The sequence below is a fragment of the Apibacter adventoris genome, assembly GCF_002964975.1.
In the GTDB taxonomy this organism is placed as follows: Bacteria; Bacteroidota; Bacteroidia; order Flavobacteriales; family Weeksellaceae; genus Apibacter; species Apibacter adventoris.
Window position 1 is genome coordinate 14,086 of record NZ_PSZM01000043.1, and the last position, 16,514, is coordinate 30,599.

At 30.4% G+C, this 16,514-nt stretch carries 15 protein-coding genes and 1 riboswitch; of the genes, 7 read left to right on the plus strand and 8 right to left on the minus strand.

Translation table 11 applies throughout. The features are described from left to right. Positions 1–73: 73 nt before the first annotated feature. The 3 genes from clpP to greA form a co-directional block, all read right to left on the minus strand. A complete protein-coding gene (clpP, locus tag C4S77_RS08855; RefSeq protein ID WP_105192536.1) occupies positions 74–736 on the minus strand; it encodes an ATP-dependent Clp endopeptidase proteolytic subunit ClpP in 663 nt (220 codons plus the stop codon). Positions 737–799: 63 nt separating this feature from the next. Continuing rightward, positions 800–1,189, minus strand: a complete 390-nt coding sequence (locus tag C4S77_RS08860) for an HIT family protein (RefSeq protein WP_105247239.1) — start codon at positions 1,187–1,189, stop codon at positions 800–802. A gap of 23 nt (positions 1,190–1,212) precedes the next feature. Then, a complete protein-coding gene (greA, locus tag C4S77_RS08865; RefSeq protein ID WP_105192532.1) occupies positions 1,213–1,686 on the minus strand; it encodes a transcription elongation factor GreA in 474 nt (157 codons plus the stop codon). A 99-nt stretch (positions 1,687–1,785) separates the two neighbouring features. Between greA and C4S77_RS08870 the strand changes: the two genes are divergently transcribed. Further along, complete coding sequence (locus tag C4S77_RS08870; RefSeq protein ID WP_181042861.1) at positions 1,786–2,232, plus strand: hypothetical protein; 447 nt, start codon at positions 1,786–1,788, stop codon at positions 2,230–2,232. A gap of 15 nt (positions 2,233–2,247) precedes the next feature. Here the strand turns inward: C4S77_RS08870 and C4S77_RS08875 are convergent, their stop codons facing one another. Next, positions 2,248–3,492: a cation:proton antiporter gene (locus C4S77_RS08875; protein ID WP_105247240.1), complete on the minus strand. Its 1,245-nt coding sequence runs from the start codon at positions 3,490–3,492 to the stop codon at positions 2,248–2,250. Positions 3,493–3,930: 438 nt separating this feature from the next. Here C4S77_RS08875 and thiL point away from each other — a divergent pair, with 438 nt between their 5' ends. The 5 genes from thiL to C4S77_RS08900 all read left to right on the plus strand — a co-directional run bounded on the left by thiL (position 3,931) and on the right by C4S77_RS08900 (position 8,031). Beyond that, positions 3,931–4,995: a thiamine-phosphate kinase gene (gene thiL, locus C4S77_RS08880; protein WP_105247241.1), complete on the plus strand. Its 1,065-nt coding sequence runs from the start codon at positions 3,931–3,933 to the stop codon at positions 4,993–4,995. A gap of 97 nt (positions 4,996–5,092) precedes the next feature. Further along, on the plus strand, positions 5,093–5,650 hold the full coding sequence (locus C4S77_RS08885) for a 30S ribosomal protein S16 (protein ID WP_105247242.1): 558 nt from the start codon (positions 5,093–5,095) through the stop codon (positions 5,648–5,650). A 3-nt stretch (positions 5,651–5,653) separates the two neighbouring features. After that, positions 5,654–6,169 (plus strand): ribosome maturation factor RimM, encoded by a 516-nt coding sequence (gene rimM, locus C4S77_RS08890; protein WP_105247243.1) that lies wholly within the window; start codon positions 5,654–5,656, stop codon positions 6,167–6,169. A 105-nt stretch (positions 6,170–6,274) separates the two neighbouring features. Beyond that, positions 6,275–7,228, plus strand: coding sequence for an acetyl-CoA carboxylase carboxyltransferase subunit alpha (locus C4S77_RS08895; protein ID WP_105247244.1), 954 nt, complete (start codon positions 6,275–6,277; stop codon positions 7,226–7,228). A gap of 164 nt (positions 7,229–7,392) precedes the next feature. Continuing rightward, the gene (locus C4S77_RS08900; protein WP_105247245.1) at positions 7,393–8,031 is read left to right on the plus strand and encodes an HD domain-containing protein; all 639 of its coding nucleotides are present in this window, start codon (positions 7,393–7,395) and stop codon (positions 8,029–8,031) included. Positions 8,032–8,101: 70 nt separating this feature from the next. Here C4S77_RS08900 and purF read toward each other — a convergent pair whose 3' ends face one another. The 4 genes from purF to purB all read right to left on the minus strand — a co-directional run bounded on the left by purF (position 8,102) and on the right by purB (position 15,877). Next, positions 8,102–9,553 (minus strand): amidophosphoribosyltransferase, encoded by a 1,452-nt coding sequence (purF, locus tag C4S77_RS08905; RefSeq protein WP_105247246.1) that lies wholly within the window; start codon positions 9,551–9,553, stop codon positions 8,102–8,104. A gap of 22 nt (positions 9,554–9,575) precedes the next feature. After that, on the minus strand, positions 9,576–10,292 hold the full coding sequence (purC, locus tag C4S77_RS08910) for a phosphoribosylaminoimidazolesuccinocarboxamide synthase (protein ID WP_105247247.1): 717 nt from the start codon (positions 10,290–10,292) through the stop codon (positions 9,576–9,578). Between the two features lie 63 nt (positions 10,293–10,355). Beyond that, positions 10,356–14,036: a phosphoribosylformylglycinamidine synthase gene (locus C4S77_RS08915; RefSeq protein WP_105247248.1), complete on the minus strand. Its 3,681-nt coding sequence runs from the start codon at positions 14,034–14,036 to the stop codon at positions 10,356–10,358. A 51-nt stretch (positions 14,037–14,087) separates the two neighbouring features. Further along, a riboswitch (purine riboswitch) is annotated at positions 14,088–14,185 on the minus strand. Positions 14,186–14,449: 264 nt separating this feature from the next. Next, on the minus strand, positions 14,450–15,877 hold the full coding sequence (gene purB, locus C4S77_RS08920) for an adenylosuccinate lyase (RefSeq protein WP_105247249.1): 1,428 nt from the start codon (positions 15,875–15,877) through the stop codon (positions 14,450–14,452). A gap of 143 nt (positions 15,878–16,020) precedes the next feature. On the opposite strand from purB, the gene C4S77_RS08925 reads away from it, so the two are divergent. Beyond that, complete coding sequence (locus tag C4S77_RS08925; RefSeq protein WP_105247250.1) at positions 16,021–16,497, plus strand: energy transducer TonB; 477 nt, start codon at positions 16,021–16,023, stop codon at positions 16,495–16,497. Positions 16,498–16,514: the final 17 nt, after the last annotated feature.

The window sequence follows — 16,514 nt, forward strand, 5'->3', positions numbered from 1 at the left end:
TTTTATATTATTCAATATAAACGAAAGTTTTATTCATATATTATTAACAAACAGATATAATGTATAATTAAATCTATCTTTTTTCTAGAACTTCATCAATTAAACCATAATCTTTTGCCTCAACAGAAGTCATCCAATAATCTCTATCTGAATCTTTTTCAATTTTTTCAAAAGTTTGTCCGGAATGTGAAGATAAAATATCATAAAGTTCTTTTTTCAATTTCAATATTTCCTTCAAAGTAATTTCCATATCTGAAGCCTGACCCTGTGCTCCTCCTAAAGGTTGGTGAATCATAACCCTGGAATGCTTTAAAGCAGATCTTTTACCTGCTGCTCCTGCTGTTAAAAGTACAGCTCCCATAGAAGCGGCCATACCTGTACAAATAGTAGCTACATCCGGCTTAATAATTTGCATGGTATCGTAAATGCCTAATCCTGCGTATACTCCTCCTCCGGGAGAATTTATATATATCTGTATATCTTTGGAAGAGTCTGTACTTTCTAAGAATAATAATTGAGCTGTGACTATATTAGCTATTTGATCATCTATTGCGGTACCCAAAAAAATGATTCGATCCATCATTAATCTCGAAAATACATCCATCTGTGCCACGTTCAATTTTCTTTCTTCTGTAATATACGGCGTCATGGATGATGATATATATTGATCGACAGTAAGGCCATTTAATCCTTGCCCTTTTACTGCATATTTTCTAAATTCATTTTTTATATCCATTTTACTATTTTTTATTTAAAAATTTTGATATTCAATTTCTCTAAAATTATACCAAAAGAATTGTTACAGATATAATTTTATTTTTTCTGCAATATCTAAAAATTCTTTTTCCGTGAGTTTTAATTTATTATGAATATTCATATCATCTTCTGTGTTTAAAGGAACCAGATGAACATGAGCATGGGGTACTTCTAATCCTAAAACTGTGAGCCCTACTCTTTTACAAGGAATAGCTTTTTCTATTACTTTTGATAATTTATAAACTACTCCCATTAAATTTTGATACTCTTCTAAGGAAAGATCGTAAATTTTATTTACTTCTTTTTTAGGGATAACTAATGTATGACCTAAAGCAAAGGGGTTTATATCTAAAAAAGCTAAATGATTTTGATCTTCGTAAATTTTATAACAAGGAATCTTCCCTGCCACAATTTTAGAAAATATACTTTCCATTATTATTAATATTTAATACTATATTATGGATTTAAAGTGATTTCAAGTATCTCAAAATTAATCACATTACCATTCGGTAAAGCAATTTCGGCTTTTTCCCCAACCTCTTTCCCTAGCAAACCTTTGGCTATAGGGGTATTTACTGAAATTTTTCCTGTTTTAAGATCTGTTTCCGTATCGGGTACTAAAGTATACTTCATTTCCTGTCCATTCACAGTATTTTTAATTTTTACGGTACAAAGTATCGACACTTTAGAGGTATCTAACTGTGAGTGGTCTATAATTTTAGAATTTGCAATTATATCTTTGAGCTTTCCTATTCGCATTTCTAGTAACCCTTGAGCTTCTTTAGCAGCATCGTATTCTGCATTTTCAGATAAATCTCCCTTATCTCTTGCTTCTGCAATTTGTTGTGTAACCTTAGGTCTTTCTACCTGTTCCAATTGCTCAAGTTCTTTTCGCAATTTTTCTAGTCCTTCTTTCGTTACATAATTCATGATACTTTTTTTTGTAATTTTGAATAATTTATAATAAAAAAATAACCCGACAATAGCGTTATTAGTCGGATTATCCGTATGCAAATCTAATAAATTTATATGATGAATAAAAAAATATTTCTACATATCTTACTTTTAAGCCTATATTTACCTCTGTTTATTCAATGTGAAAACGGAGATAAAACTACTGATTGCTTTCCTAAGTCTACTATTAATTATCAAGTAAACCTTGATTTGCCTGCTTATCAAAATTTAGCCAGCATAAATGGCTGGGCTTACGTTCCCGGAGGGCCTTTGTCTGGAACAAATGGTTTAATTATTGTAAAGAAAGGCACATATGAATTTAAAGCTTATGACAGAAATGCTCCTCATATCTGTCCTACGGCTAATTCTGTATTGGAAGTTAAAGATGATATATATATTTATTGCCCTGAAGATAATGCGAAATGGATTCTCAATTCAGGACAACCTTTAGAAGTTGCTGGTATTTCTCCTAAAACCTATCCAACACATTTAATAGGGAATACGCTATATATTTCGTATTAATAAAATTCTTTTTCCTTATTTTTCCTGAGCTATTTTATTTATAGTTAAACCTTGTACTACAATTGAAAATATTACTACAAAATATGTAATTGCTATTATGGCATTTCTATGTCCTTCATAACCGGGTATTTCAGGAATGGATAAAGCTAAAGCTATAGAAACTCCTCCTCTTAATCCTCCCCAAACCAATATTCTTATTGTTTGTCTGGAATATTTTTCTTTAAAAGGAATTATCAATACCGGTATTTTTATCGAGATATAACGGGCTAGTAAGACTGCCAATATGCTAATTATTCCGACTTGCCAATAACTTAACACATTAGGAATAAGCAATAATTCAAAACCTATAAGTATGAACAAAACGGCATTTAAGATCTCGTCTATTAATTCCCAGAAAAAACCTAAATAACCTTTCATGGTCCGTGTTGATAATTGCATTTTCTTAGAATTTCCGATAATTAAACCTGCGGAAACCATTGTTAGAGGTCCAGAAATATTAATAGATTTTGCTACTAAATAACCACCCATCACTACCGCTAAAGTAATAATAATACTTGCTTTATAATCTTTAACTTTATTTATAGCCACAGAGGCTAAATATCCTATTAATATACCTACCAACATACCTCCTCCTGCTTCTTTTAAAAGTAATATGGCTATATTGGAAAAAGAAATATTTTGTCCTCCTCCTTCTAGAATTTTTAGTATTACAGCTACCAAAACAACAGATATTCCATCATTAAAAAGGGACTCCCCTGAAATTTTTATTTCTATGGATCTAGAAATATTTAAATTTTTTAAGATGCTTAAAACTGCTACAGGGTCTGTAGGTGAAATAAGTGCCCCAAATAAAAAACAATAAATTAAATTGGCTTTAAAATGAAATATTTGTAATGAATAATATAAAATATACCCAACAGCTATAGTTGAAATAATTACACTGACAGTTGAAAAAGTTATTATTGATAATCTTTCTTTTTTAAAATCATTTATATTAATATGAATTCCTCCTGCAAATAATAAAAAATTTAAAATCCCTCCCATTAATAGTTCTGAAAAATCAAAACTATTCATTAAGGATGAAAATTTTAATATTAGATCGGGAAATATTCTATTTCCAAAAAAAACCAGAACTATAGAAACTACCATGGCTATTATCATAACCCCAATGGAAGATGGCATTTTCAAATACCGTAAATTCAAATAATAAAATATAGAAGTAATAACTATAAGAACAGAAAAAGAGTAGTATAATTCCATAGTGCAAAAATATGTAATCTTCCAGAATGAATAATTTATTTATATTATTTTTTTAATTTTGACAAAATTAAGTACACTTGATATTTTTTTATAAGTTTTTTTTAAGTGTGTTTTCATTGCTATTCATTAATATATAATTTTTTTTAAATTATATAATCAATTCCAAAGATTAGGTTTAAATTGTGTTTATTTATAATTGCATTTTTTTGACTTGTCTTATTTCTATGGAAGATTTTATAATTTTACTGAAAAATTTATACTAAACAAATTTTCTTTTTTGAAAGATATTACAATCATAAATTGAAGATGAAATAACTCAAATATTTTTCTTTTTTTGTAAAGTGAAAAACAGTCACTTAGATTTAATTTTAAAGAACATGAATACTCAGAATATATAAAATAATATACTTTTAAATTTAATATTAGCATTAAAAGATTATGATAGATGATAAAAATATTTTTAAAACTCCTATCTCAGAATATGGTGAATTTGGAATTATCAAACATCTTACTAAAAATTTTGAAATAAGAAGTCCTTTTACTGTTAAGGGCATCGGCGATGATGCCTCTGTATCTGACCCTAAAAATAAAAAAGTATTACTTTCTTCAGATATTTTAATAGAAAATGTACATTTTAACCTTGCTTATACCCCTTTAAAACATTTAGGTTACAAAGTTGTAATTGCCGGAATTAGCGATATTATTGCTATGAATGCTTCTCCACAACAAATCCTTATATCTATAGGAGTTTCTAATCGCTTTCCCGTTGAAGCCTTAGATGAAATTTACAAGGGAATTCATATAGCTTGTAAACACTATAATATTGATCTTATTGGGGGAGACACTGTATCTTCTAATTCCGGATTAGTATTAAATGTAACTGCTGTTGGATTTGCTGATGAAAATGAAATAGTTTATAGAAAAGGGGCACAACCAAATGATTTGTTAATAGTAAGTGGAGATTTAGGGGGAGCATACTTTGGTTTACAAGTACTGGAAAGAGAAAATGTAGCCTACAAATCTAACCCTAATTTACAACCGGATCTAAGTGAATATTCATATATTCTGGAACGACAGCTTAAACCGGAAGCTCGTACCGACATAAAAAATCTTTTGAAAGATATGGATATACACCCTACATCAATGATTGATATTTCTGATGGGCTGGCTTCAGAAATACTTCATCTGTCTGATCAAAGTAATGTCGGATTTTCTCTTTATGAAGAAAAAATCCCTATAGATAACCAGGTTATAACTACGGCTGAAGAATTTGGTATTAACCCTATTACAGGTATTCTAAACGGAGGAGAAGATTATGAATTATTATTTACTCTTCCAATTACAGAAACTGATAAAATAAAACACAATCCAAATTTTAGTATTATAGGACATGCTACACAGGAAATAAAAAACGTTCTGATCACGAAAGGTAATACCCAAATAATTCCACTTACAGCCCAAGGCTGGGAAGCTTATTTAAATAAAAAACACACCATTAAGTAATTTCAGAAAGTTCCATTTGCATATCCAAAACAATTTGTTATATTTGCACCTTTAAAATAAAATTAATCAGGGACGGGTTCCCTAAAAATCAAAATTAATGGCAGTAAAAATTAGATTACAAAGACACGGAAAAAAAGGTAAACCTGTTTTTCACATTGTAGTAGCAGACTCTAGATCTAAAAGAGATGGTAAAAACATTGAAAAATTAGGAATTTACATTCCTACTACAAATCCGGCAACCATTGAATTAAATGTAGATAAAGCAGTTAGCTGGCTAGAACAGGGAGCACAACCTACTGATACCGCTAAAGCTATTCTTTCTTATAAAGGTGCTTTATTAAAAAAACATTTAAACGGAGGTGTGAAAAAAGGAGCTTTTTCTGCAGAAGAAGCTGAAAAAAAATTCCAAACTTGGTTAGAGGAAAAAGAAAAAGCTATTCAGGCAAAGAAAGATCAATTAATGACTTCTAAAGAACAAGCTAAAAAAGACAAACATGAAGCTGAAAAGAAAGTAAGTGATGCTCGTTTAGCAGCTCAACAAAAAGCACAAGAAGTTGCAGAAGAAAATGATGCCGAAGAAGTAGTGGAAGAAATAATTTCAGAAGATGAAGCTGCAACAGATGCTTCAGATAACAAAGAAGAATCTCAGGCTTAATTCATGAAAATAGAAGATTGTTACTATTTAGGCACAATCACTAAACCCCATGGACTAAAAGGTCATCTGATAGTAAAATTAGATACCGATGTACCTGAAATTTACAATAACTTGGAATCAGTATTCTTATATATTAATGGAATATTGGTTCCATTTTTTATATCAGAATGTCAACTTATAAATTATAATTCATTAAAAATAAAATTTGAAGATTCTAATTCCATTTCTTTCAATCTTATTGGAGTAGAACTTTATATGCCTCTTAATACTTTACCTGAACTTAAAGGAAAGCAATTCTATTATCATGAAGTTATTAATTTTAATTTAATGAATGAAAAAAGGGAAGTTATTGGAACTATTATGGAAATTAATGATAATGGACCTCAACCTCTATTTAAAATTATAACCTTAGATGATAAAGAGTTATATATTCCTATTATAAATGATTGGATAATTGAAGTTAATAGAGAAGAAAATTTTATTTTGATAAATTTACCTGAAGGAATTTTAGATTTATAATTGAAAAAAATTATTTCATCTGTATTAAATTTCTTTTAATAATTTTATAATGTAAAAAAACTACTATTTAACTAAAGTATTTTATTAGTAACAAATAATCTTAAAATGGAATATCTAGATTTTGAATTACCTATTAAAGAATTGGATGAACAACTTGATAAATGCATTGCAGTCGGAAAAAACAGCGGTGTAAATGTTGCTTCTACATGTAAAGAAATAGAAAATAAGATTCAAGAAACCAAACATAACATATATGATCATTTAACTCCTTGGCAAAAAGTTCAACTATCTCGGCACCCTAACCGCCCCTATTCTTTGGACTATTGTTATGCTCTAACAGATAATACTTTTATAGAACTCCATGGAGATAGAAGTTTCGCTGATGACAAAGCTATGGTTGGTGGATTAGGAAAAATAGATGGAACGACCTTTATGATTATTGGCCAGCAAAAAGGCAAAAATACAAAAGAAAGACAATACAGACGTTTTGGTATGCCCAATCCTGAGGGGTATAGAAAAGCTTTAAGATTAATGAAAGTAGCTGAAAAGTTTAATATTCCGATATTAACTTTGATTGATACTCCCGGAGCCTATCCGGGGCTAGAAGCTGAGGAAAGAGGACAAGGAGAAGCTATAGCTCAAAATATACTTCAAATGTGCACAATTAAAGTTCCTATTATATGTGTTGTTATTGGTGAAGGAGCTAGTGGCGGTGCTCTGGGCATCGGTGTGGGTAATAAAGTTTATATGATGGAGAATACTTGGTATTCTGTTATTTCTCCGGAAAGTTGTTCTTCTATCTTATGGAGAAGTTGGGAGTATAAAGCACAAGCTGCAGAAAACTTAAAATTAACAGCGGAAGATTCATTAAAATTAGGTATCATTGATGATATTATAAAAGAGCCTCTTGGGGGCGCTCATTATAATCCTGAAAAAGCCTATGAGGCATTAAAAAAACAAGTGCTTACTGCCTATACTGAATTAGAAAAGATGTCTTCAAAAGAAATAGTAGAACATAGACAAAACAAGTTTATTAATATTGGTATATTTAATGGATAATTAAATATTATATATATAGGGCACTAATCTCATTTATGGTTAGTGCTTTTTTTATTCTTTATTTTAAAATAAATTTTATACCCTTACTTCTTAATATTCAGAACTTATAAATTATATTCTTAGTATATTTCTTGTTTACTGAATACTAATCTTATTTAAAAAAAATGAATCAAACGGAACATATAAAAATCATAAAAGAATATGTCAAAGAAAAATTATCTATGGATAGTTCTGGTCATGATTATTGGCATATAGAAAGAGTAGTAAACAATGCTCAAAAAATATTGCCTTTTGAAACTGCTAATAATTTAAAGGTAATTGTATCTGCCTGGCTTCACGATATAGGTGATTATAAACTGAATAACGGAAAAGATAAAACCGAAGAAATCGTTTTTCCTTTACTTATTTCTTTAGAATTTTCAGAGGATTTTGCGGAAGAAATCATTCAAATTATTTCTGAAGTATCTTATAAGGGAGGTCATAATTCTACTCCTTCTTCTTTAGAAGCAAAAATTGTTCAAGATGCTGATAGATTAGATGCTATGGGGGCCGTTGGAATAGCTAGGGCTTTTGCTTATGGAGGAAGCAAAGGAAGAGAATTATATAATCCTGAAGAAAGTCCTAATGAGTATATTGATATGGATTCATATAAAAAAAATACATCTTGTACAATAAATCATTTTTATGAAAAACTATTAAAGTTAAAGGATTTAATGAATACTGAAACTGCTAAAAAAATAGCTTTAGAACGACATAATTACATGATAAATTTTTTAGAAGAATTTCATAAAGAAGTTTTATAACTATATAATACAAAAACCACCTTATATACAAAGGTGATCTTCACAATAACAAAAATTACAATTAGTTATTTTACAAAGCTGAAATATCAACTTTGTAATTTTTTTTATTTACCGGATATTTTCCTGTAAAACATCCGAAACAATGATTTTTACTCCCTAATATTTCATATAAACTTTCTAAACTTAAAAAATCCAATGAATTTACTTTTAAATATTCTCTTAACTCTTCCCGTGTTTTATTAGAAGAGATTAAATATCTTTTATCCGGAGTATCAATTCCTAAAAAACAAGGGGCTATAATGGGGGGAGAAGCACTTCTAAAATGTATTTCTTTAGCACCAGACTCTTTTAATATTTTGACTAAACGTTTGGATGTTGTTCCTCTTACAATACTATCATCTATAATTACTATTCTTTTACCTTTTATTTCAGAGTGTATAGGATTTAATTTAAGGTTAACAATTCTTTCTCTCATCTCTTGGGTAGGTATTATAAAAGAACGTCCTATATACCTATTTTTAATAAGTACCGGCATAAAGGGAATTCCTGATGCTTTAGAATATCCTATCGCAGCAGGTACTCCGGAATCAGGTACCCCTAAAACCATATCTGCATCTACAGGGCTTTGTTCATATAATTTTTTTCCACTTTCCATTCTTACTTTATGCACTTCTATATTCTCAATTATGGAATCAGGACGAGCAAAATATATATATTCGAAAGAACAAATTCTCTGATGAGCTTTTTTAAATATTATTTCAGATCTTAATCCTTCTTCATCTATTATTATCATTTCTCCCGGAAGCACATCTCTAAAAAACTGTGCTCCTACTCCATCTAAAGCACAAGATTCGGAAGCTAATACATAAGTATTTTCATCTACAATTCCTATGCATAAGGGGCGTATACCATTAGGATCTCTAAAAGCTACTAATTTATTTTCTGTAAGTGCTAAAACAGAGTATGCTCCTTCTATATTGGTAACTGTTTGTTTTATTGCATTTTCTATACCTTTATCAAGGTATTTTTGAATAAGTCGTAACATTACTTCTGTATCTGAAGTAGCTAAAAAGTTTATTCCTTCTTGTTCTAATTTCTTTCTAATAGGCTCGATACAAACCAAATTACCGTTATGTGCTATAGACAATATTGTTTTATCATATTGATTTTTAGCGAATAAAGGCTGGTAATTATATCTTTTTTTATCTCCTGCTGTTGTATAACGTGTATGTCCGATCGCTGCATTTCCCTGGAAATCTTCTGCGCTTTCTACTGATTTAAAAGCATCCAGTACCAATCCTTCTTGTTTTACTGTATGTATGAAACCATCTTTTAACACGGAAAATCCACATGCTTCTTGCCCTCTGTGTTGCAAGGCAAAAAGTCCAAACTGTACTAATGAAAATGTATCTATCTTTTGAGTAGAATATACTCCAAATACTCCACACTCTTCTTCCGGAGAATCATAGAGAAGATTTTCTGCAGCTCTGTATTTGTTTCTTTTATAATAATCCCTATGCATTAGTAATAATTAAGGTGCATTTTTAAGAAATAATTTTTTTAATTCTATTTAGTATTTCATGGTATGCATTTTCTACGTCACCTAAATCTCTTCTAAATCTATCTTTATCCAATTTTTTCAATGTGTTTTTATCCCATAATCGGCATGTATCCGGACTTATTTCATCTGCTAATAAAATTTCTCCTTTAGAATTTTTCCCAAATTCTATTTTAAAATCTACTAAAATAATATCCATTTTAAGAAATATTTCTTTTAAAAGATCATTAATTTTTCTTGTAATTTTAAAAATTTTATCTAATTCTTCATAGGTAGTCACTCCAAGTGCTACTGCATGATCATTATTTATAAGCGGGTCTCCTAATTCATCTTTTTTATAACAAATTTCTATGATGGTTACCGGAGATTTGGTTCCTTCTTCTATACCTAGACGCTGAGCCATACTTCCAGCAATATAATTTCTTACAATTACCTCTAAGGGTATTATAGATACTTTTTGTACCAATTGATCTCTTTCATCTAATTTCTTAATAAAGTGTGTAAAAATTCCATTTCTTTCTAAATATTTAAAAATATAAGTAGAAATTTCATTGTTCATAATTCCTTTATCCGCAATTGTTCCTTTTTTCTGAGCATTAAAAGCAGTTGCATCGTCCTTATAATGAACAATTACTTTATCTACTTCATCTGTAGTGTAAACTTGTTTGGCTTTGCCTTCGTATAGAAATTCATTTTTTTCCATGGTTTGTTTTTTAAATATTTTTTTGTACAATCTGACTTTTCATCAACACTTTTGGAATTAAGATTATATACTTTGTTTAAAATAATCTACTGCATTTTTAAATATGTTGTGATACCTTGTACCAGGTATATTGATCATTAATCCGTCTTCAAATCTTTCAGGATGTCCCATTCGTCCATATATCTGTCCACATTTGCTCACCAATCCTTCTATAGCATAAACAGATCCATTAGGATTATGCGGCATATTTATCGATGGATTTCCTTGAAAATCTACATATTGAGTAGCTATCTGATCATATTTTATAAGTTCTTTTATATTTTTTTCATCTGCATAGAAACATCCTTCTCCATGAGAAACCGGAATGGTATAGGTTGCATCTTTCATTCCTTTTAGCCAGGGACTCCTATCTGAAACTACTTTAACTGTAACCATTTGAGAAACGTGTCTTCCTATTTTATTATGGGTAAGAGTTGGAGAATAGATTTCTGAATCTTGTATTTTTCCATAAGGTAATAACCCGGATTTAACCAGAGCTTGAAAACCGTTACAAATTCCTAAAATTAGTCCTCCTCTTTGTAATAAATCATGAACTTGTGTTTTAATTTTTTCATTTTTTAATATAGAAACCATAAATTTTGCTGATCCATCGGGTTCATCTCCTGCCGAAAAACCGCCGGGTAACATCAAAATCTGAGTGTTTTGCAATTCCTTTTCAAAAACCTGAATAGAATTGTTTAGTTTAGTTAAGTTTAGATTGTTGATAAGTACTGATGTTACCCCTGCGCCTTCTTCTTCAAACGCCTTTATACTTTCATATTCGCAGTTAGTTCCCGGAAAAACAGGAATTACGACTTTAGGTTTTTCTATATTTTTTTTAATAAAAGGATTATTTTTAGGTTCTTTTTTTGGAATGTTATATTTCTGTATTTGTTTTATTATCGGAGTTTCCGTGGCAAAAATTGGTTCTAAAGTATCTTTAAAAGAATTTTTAAGTTCGTCTAATATAAAATTTTGAGAATTAATTTTTAATATAGGTTCATGAATTACTTTTCCTATTTCATAGATTTCTGGGTATATCAATTTTTCAGTACTCTCAAACAACAGTGAACCAATAGTATATATTTCATTTTCAATATCTACCTCGAACCCTAAATCATTTCCAATAGCCATTTTGGCTAATTCTACTGCGGGATGTGAATTTTTAATGGTTTTTACAGAAACAATTTTTTTATGTAAAATTTGTTCATGTATCCAAGAATAAATTTTTTTCAGCTGAGTATAATTCGGCATTTCATCTTCTAATAGAAGATGCTTAAATAGATAAATTCTATTATTTTTTTCTTTCAGTTCCGGAGATATAATATGGTTCTTATTTCCAATAGCACAAGCGAAAGAAATTAGTGTAGGCGGAACATTTAATTCTTTGAAAGTTCCTGACATACTATCTTTACCTCCAATAGCTGCACACTCAAAAGCTAACTGTGCTTGTATTGCCCCTAAAAGTGCAGATAAAGGTTTTCCCCATTTTTCAGGATCCGTACCTAGTCTTTCAAAATATTCCTGAAAACTAAACCGTATCTTTTTATAGTCACCTCCTAAAGCCACCACCTTTGCTACTGACTCTACTACGGCATAAGCTCCGCCATGTAAAGGACTATTTTTAGCTATTTGCGGAGAAAATCCCCAAGTGGCTAAAGAAACCGTATTTGTTTTCCCTTTCTGTATAGGAAGAGTTTGAACACTGCCTTCTGCCGGAGTTAATTGATTTTTTCCTCCCAACGGCATTAAGACTGTTGATCTTCCTACAGAATTATCAAATTTCTCAATTAATCCTTTTTGAGAACAATGTTCTAATGAGGATAATTCTTTTTTTAAATAATCTTGAGTAAGGAATATTTTCTTATTTTGAAAAAGTTGATTTTTTATCTTTACATGTGCTTCTTGAGTTTTAGCTGAGCCATGAGTGTCTAAAAAATCTCGAGATAGATCTACTATTTTATTACCTTTCCAATACATTTTCAAAGTTTTGTCTGATGTAACTTTAGCTACTTCTACAGCTAAAATATTTTCTTTTTCAGCCAACTCTATAAATGTGTTAACGTCTTTAGGATCCACAACCACAGCCATTCTTTCTTGAGATTCTGAAATTGCCAGTTCTGTCCCGTTTAATCCCTCATATTTTGTAGGAAGTACATCTAAATTAATTTCTAAACCTTCTGCCAATTCCCCTATAGCTACGGAAACTCCTCCAGCTCCGAAATCATTACATTTTTTTATTAATTGAATAACTTTCTTATTTCTGAAAAAACGTTGAATCTTTCTTTCTTGTACGGCATCTCCCTTCTGAACTTCTGCACTCATAGTATGAATGGATTTTTCATCATGTACCTTAGAAGATCCGGTAGCTCCACCTATTCCATCTCGGCCGGTTTTACCTCCTAAAACTATGACTTTATCTCCTTCTATCGGTTTTTCCCTACGTACCCAATCTTGGGGCACAGCTCCTACAACCATTCCTACTTCCATTCGCTTTGCTTTGTAATCTTCATCATATATCTCGGAAATATGGGTAGTTGCTAATCCTATCTGATTACCATAAGAAGAAAATCCATCTGCTGCTTTTTGGACGATTTTCCTTTGAGGAAGCTTATTTGGAAGGGTTTTGTCAAATGATTCCAAAGGATTTCCTGCCCCTGTAACTCGCATAGCCTGATATACAAAAGCCCTTCCACTTAACGGATCTCTTATGGCTCCTCCTATACAAGTAGAAGCTCCACCAAAGGGTTCAATTTCTGTAGGATGATTATGCGTTTCATTTTTAAACAAAAGATACCAAGGTTCTTCTTTTCCGTTGACATCTACATTTACTTCAATAGTGCAAGCATTAATTTCATCAGAAACTATTAAATCTTTTAATTTTCCCGTTTGACGAAAATATTTCCCAACTATCGTGGCTAAATCCATCAGATTAATAGGTTTATGTTCCCTATTTAGTTCTTTACGTAATTTAAGATACTGTGAAAATATTTTTTCTAAGGTCTCTTTAAAATTTCCCTCAAATCGTATATCCGTCAATTCGGTCATAAAAGTAGTATGACGACAATGATCACTCCAATATGTATCTAAAACTTTTAATTCAGTTTCTGTAGGATCTCTCTGTATTTGACTAAAATGCTTCTGAATAAACTTAAGATCGTCTAAATCGAAGGCAAAGCCTTGCTGTTTATAAAATTCTGTGAGTTGGGAATCATTAAAATTCATAAAGCCTTCATATTTTTTTATCGGTATTGGTTTTTCCGATTTAGTATTTATTAAAATATTCAGGTCTTTTTCTTTACTGTCCACAGAATTGATAAGATATTTTTTTATAGAAGATATATCTCCTATCCCTTGAATATCGTATAATTTTGCTGTTCTTACTACACAACTTGTATTACCGGTTAAAACGGCTATCAATTGTTGTGCAGAGTCAGCCCGTTGATCGTATTGTCCCGGAAGATATTCTACTGCAAAGTGTGTATTTTTTGCCGGATTATTTATATGTAAAATATCTGTTACTTTATCTACAAAAACATTAAATATAGATTTTTGAAAGTCTTGTTCAGAAATTGTAAATAAATCGTAAATGAGATATACTTTTAAAGAAGTAATTAGAGGATATATTAGTTTAAGTTCACTAAATAGGTTCTGACTTTCCCAATCAAAATTATCTCTTTTTTCTATAAAAATTCTTTTGTCCATATTTTAATTTGACTTTTCCTCTTTTAGTCTCTATAATTAAAAATTAACAAAAGAATGTTAATTAACATTTATAGAGACAAATTTACGGTTTGTCGTAGAAACGTTTGCCCATATTGCAAACATATACAAATGCTTTTTAAATTTATAATATTTGTTACGTACAAATATACGTTATAATTTTTTACATCTTATTTTTATTTTAAAGATATTATCAACCTATTTCCTTTGATTATTCCTCCTCTAATTTTTCATATGCAGTTAATTTAAAATAAAATATTATATACTACTTCCTTGATTTATAAAAAGATTGTCTCTTCTAAGTAACTTCCAACATCATTATATGTTGCCTATACATCACTATAAAAATAAAGAAAAAACAAGAGAGTGCAATGAGTAATTTTCTAATCCTGTTTTTACACTTTCAAGTTTGTATTAATTCCGATCAAATCCTTATATTTCTTCAAAATAGGATTAACTTCCTGATCTAAAAACTCTTCTGTTTGTTCGGGAGCAAATCCAATAAAATTGATTGGATTCAATAGTTGTAACAATTTTTCTTTATCTATATGTACTTTTTCATCTGCAATAATCCTTTCTATCAGATCATTGGATTTCCCTTCGATTTTCACCTGCTTAGCTGCTTCCATAGAATGAATACGTATAATCTCATGCAACTCCTGGCGGTCTCCTCCATTTTTTACTCCTTCCATAATAATATATTCTGTAGCCATAAATGGAAGTTCCTCGTTGATATGTTTCTCTATCATCTTAGGATAAACTACTATTCCATCCAAAATGTTATTCCATATAATTAAAATGGCATCTACAGCTAAAAATGCCTGAGGGATACTTAATCTTTTGTTTGCAGAATCATCTAAAGTTCTTTCAAACCATTGAGTAGAAGCTACCATGGCAGGAGAAGTCGTTAAGGATATTACAAACTTAGCGAGAGAAGATATTCTTTCGGAACGCATCGGGTTTCGTTTGTATGCCATGGCACTGGATCCTATCTGATTCTTTTCAAAAGGTTCTTCTATTTCTTTAAGGTTTTGTAATAAACGCAAGTCGTTAGTAAATTTATGTGCTGACTGGGCTATATTGGAAAGCAACTCCAATGCCTGAGCATCTACTTTACGATCGTAGGTTTGTCCGCTTACTTTAAAAACATGAGTAAATCCAAATTTTTCTGAAAGTTTTCTATCCAGTTCCTTTACTTTGGAAAAATCTCCATTAAATAATTCCTTGAAGCTTGCAGCTGTTCCGGTAGTTCCTTTTACTCCACGGAACCGTAATGTATCTATGCGAAATTCTAATTCCTCTAAATCTAATAAAACGGACTGAAGCCATAAGGTGGCTCTTTTACCTACAGTGGTTAATTGTGCCGGTTGGTAATGGGTAAATCCTAAGGTAGGGAGCTCTTTGTATCGTAGAGCAAAATTATGCAAGCCGTTAATTACATTTACTAATTTTTTCTTTATTAACTCAAATCCGTCACGAATTTGTATAAGATCTGTATTATCTCCCACAAAGGCAGAGGTGGCCCCTAAGTGTATAATCGGACGTGCGGCAGGAGCTACATCTCCATAGGCATGTACATGTGCCATAACGTCATGACGAAATTTTTTTTCATATTTTGCCGCTTTATCAAAATCAATATTTTCCACATTTTCTTTCAGCTCATTTATTTGTTCTTCTGATATATCCAGCCCCAATTCTTTTTCTATTTCTGCCAGAGCTACCCATAATTTTCTCCAGGTTGTAAATTTTTTTTCCGGTGAAAAATTATATAACATCTCATCACTACAATAGCGGCTTTCTAACGGATTCTGATATTTATTCATTATAGTTTATTGTTTAGTTCTAAAAATTTACCTCAAAAATAAGGATTAAAATTAAGATATAAATTGTACTTATTTTATTAAAATTTAGTATTTTTGTAGTTAACATTTATTTAGTAAATGGATTATTAATCTAATTTATCTTAATGAAAAAGTTATTTATATTGTTCTTATCCTTAGTATCAATTCCTTTATTTTGTCAGGAAAAAGATACTCTTCTAGCGCTACCCGCAGCTCCAAATGTTATAAATGAAAATACTATTTTTGATGGAAATACAGAAGTGGAAGCTCAATATTTTGAAGGAATAGCGGCTTTAAAAAATTTTTTTGCAAAATACATAAAATACCCTGAAACCGCAATTAATAAAGGAACTGAAGGCCGCTTTTTAATTAAATTTGTGGTGGAAAAAGACGGAACTATTTCTAATCCTACAATAATAGATGATATTGGTGATGGTTGTGGCGAAGAGGCTATAAAAGTAGTAAAACTTACTTCCGGAAAATGGAAAGCCGCCCAAGTAAACGGAATGCCTGTAAGATCTGTATATAGATTTCCTGTTTTTTTTAGAATACCTACAGAACCTCAACTCAAACCTAAAAGAAAATCAAAAAAAATGCATTAACAATATATACAAAATAT

Excerpts from the sequence above, each read along its gene's own strand:
- C4S77_RS08870 (WP_181042861.1), top strand. The coding sequence starts at position 1,786 with ATGATGAATAAAAAAATATTTCTACATATCTTACTTTTAAGCCTATAT.
- thiL (WP_105247241.1), top strand. The coding sequence starts at position 3,931 with ATGATAGATGATAAAAATATTTTTAAAACTCCTATCTCAGAATATGGT.
- C4S77_RS08915 (WP_105247248.1), bottom strand. The coding sequence starts at position 14,036 with ATGGACAAAAGAATTTTTATAGAAAAAAGAGATAATTTTGATTGGGAA.
- purF (WP_105247246.1), bottom strand. The coding sequence starts at position 9,553 with ATGCATAGGGATTATTATAAAAGAAACAAATACAGAGCTGCAGAAAAT.
- clpP (WP_105192536.1), bottom strand. The coding sequence starts at position 736 with ATGGATATAAAAAATGAATTTAGAAAATATGCAGTAAAAGGGCAAGGA.
- C4S77_RS08860 (WP_105247239.1), bottom strand. The coding sequence starts at position 1,189 with ATGGAAAGTATATTTTCTAAAATTGTGGCAGGGAAGATTCCTTGTTAT.
- C4S77_RS08875 (WP_105247240.1), bottom strand. The coding sequence starts at position 3,492 with ATGGAATTATACTACTCTTTTTCTGTTCTTATAGTTATTACTTCTATA.
- greA (WP_105192532.1), bottom strand. The coding sequence starts at position 1,686 with ATGAATTATGTAACGAAAGAAGGACTAGAAAAATTGCGAAAAGAACTT.
- C4S77_RS08925 (WP_105247250.1), top strand. The coding sequence starts at position 16,021 with ATGAAAAAGTTATTTATATTGTTCTTATCCTTAGTATCAATTCCTTTA.
- rimM (WP_105247243.1), top strand. The coding sequence starts at position 5,654 with ATGAAAATAGAAGATTGTTACTATTTAGGCACAATCACTAAACCCCAT.
- C4S77_RS08900 (WP_105247245.1), top strand. The coding sequence starts at position 7,393 with ATGAATCAAACGGAACATATAAAAATCATAAAAGAATATGTCAAAGAA.
- C4S77_RS08895 (WP_105247244.1), top strand. The coding sequence starts at position 6,275 with ATGGAATATCTAGATTTTGAATTACCTATTAAAGAATTGGATGAACAA.
- C4S77_RS08885 (WP_105247242.1), top strand. The coding sequence starts at position 5,093 with ATGGCAGTAAAAATTAGATTACAAAGACACGGAAAAAAAGGTAAACCT.
- purC (WP_105247247.1), bottom strand. The coding sequence starts at position 10,292 with ATGGAAAAAAATGAATTTCTATACGAAGGCAAAGCCAAACAAGTTTAC.
- purB (WP_105247249.1), bottom strand. The coding sequence starts at position 15,877 with ATGAATAAATATCAGAATCCGTTAGAAAGCCGCTATTGTAGTGATGAG.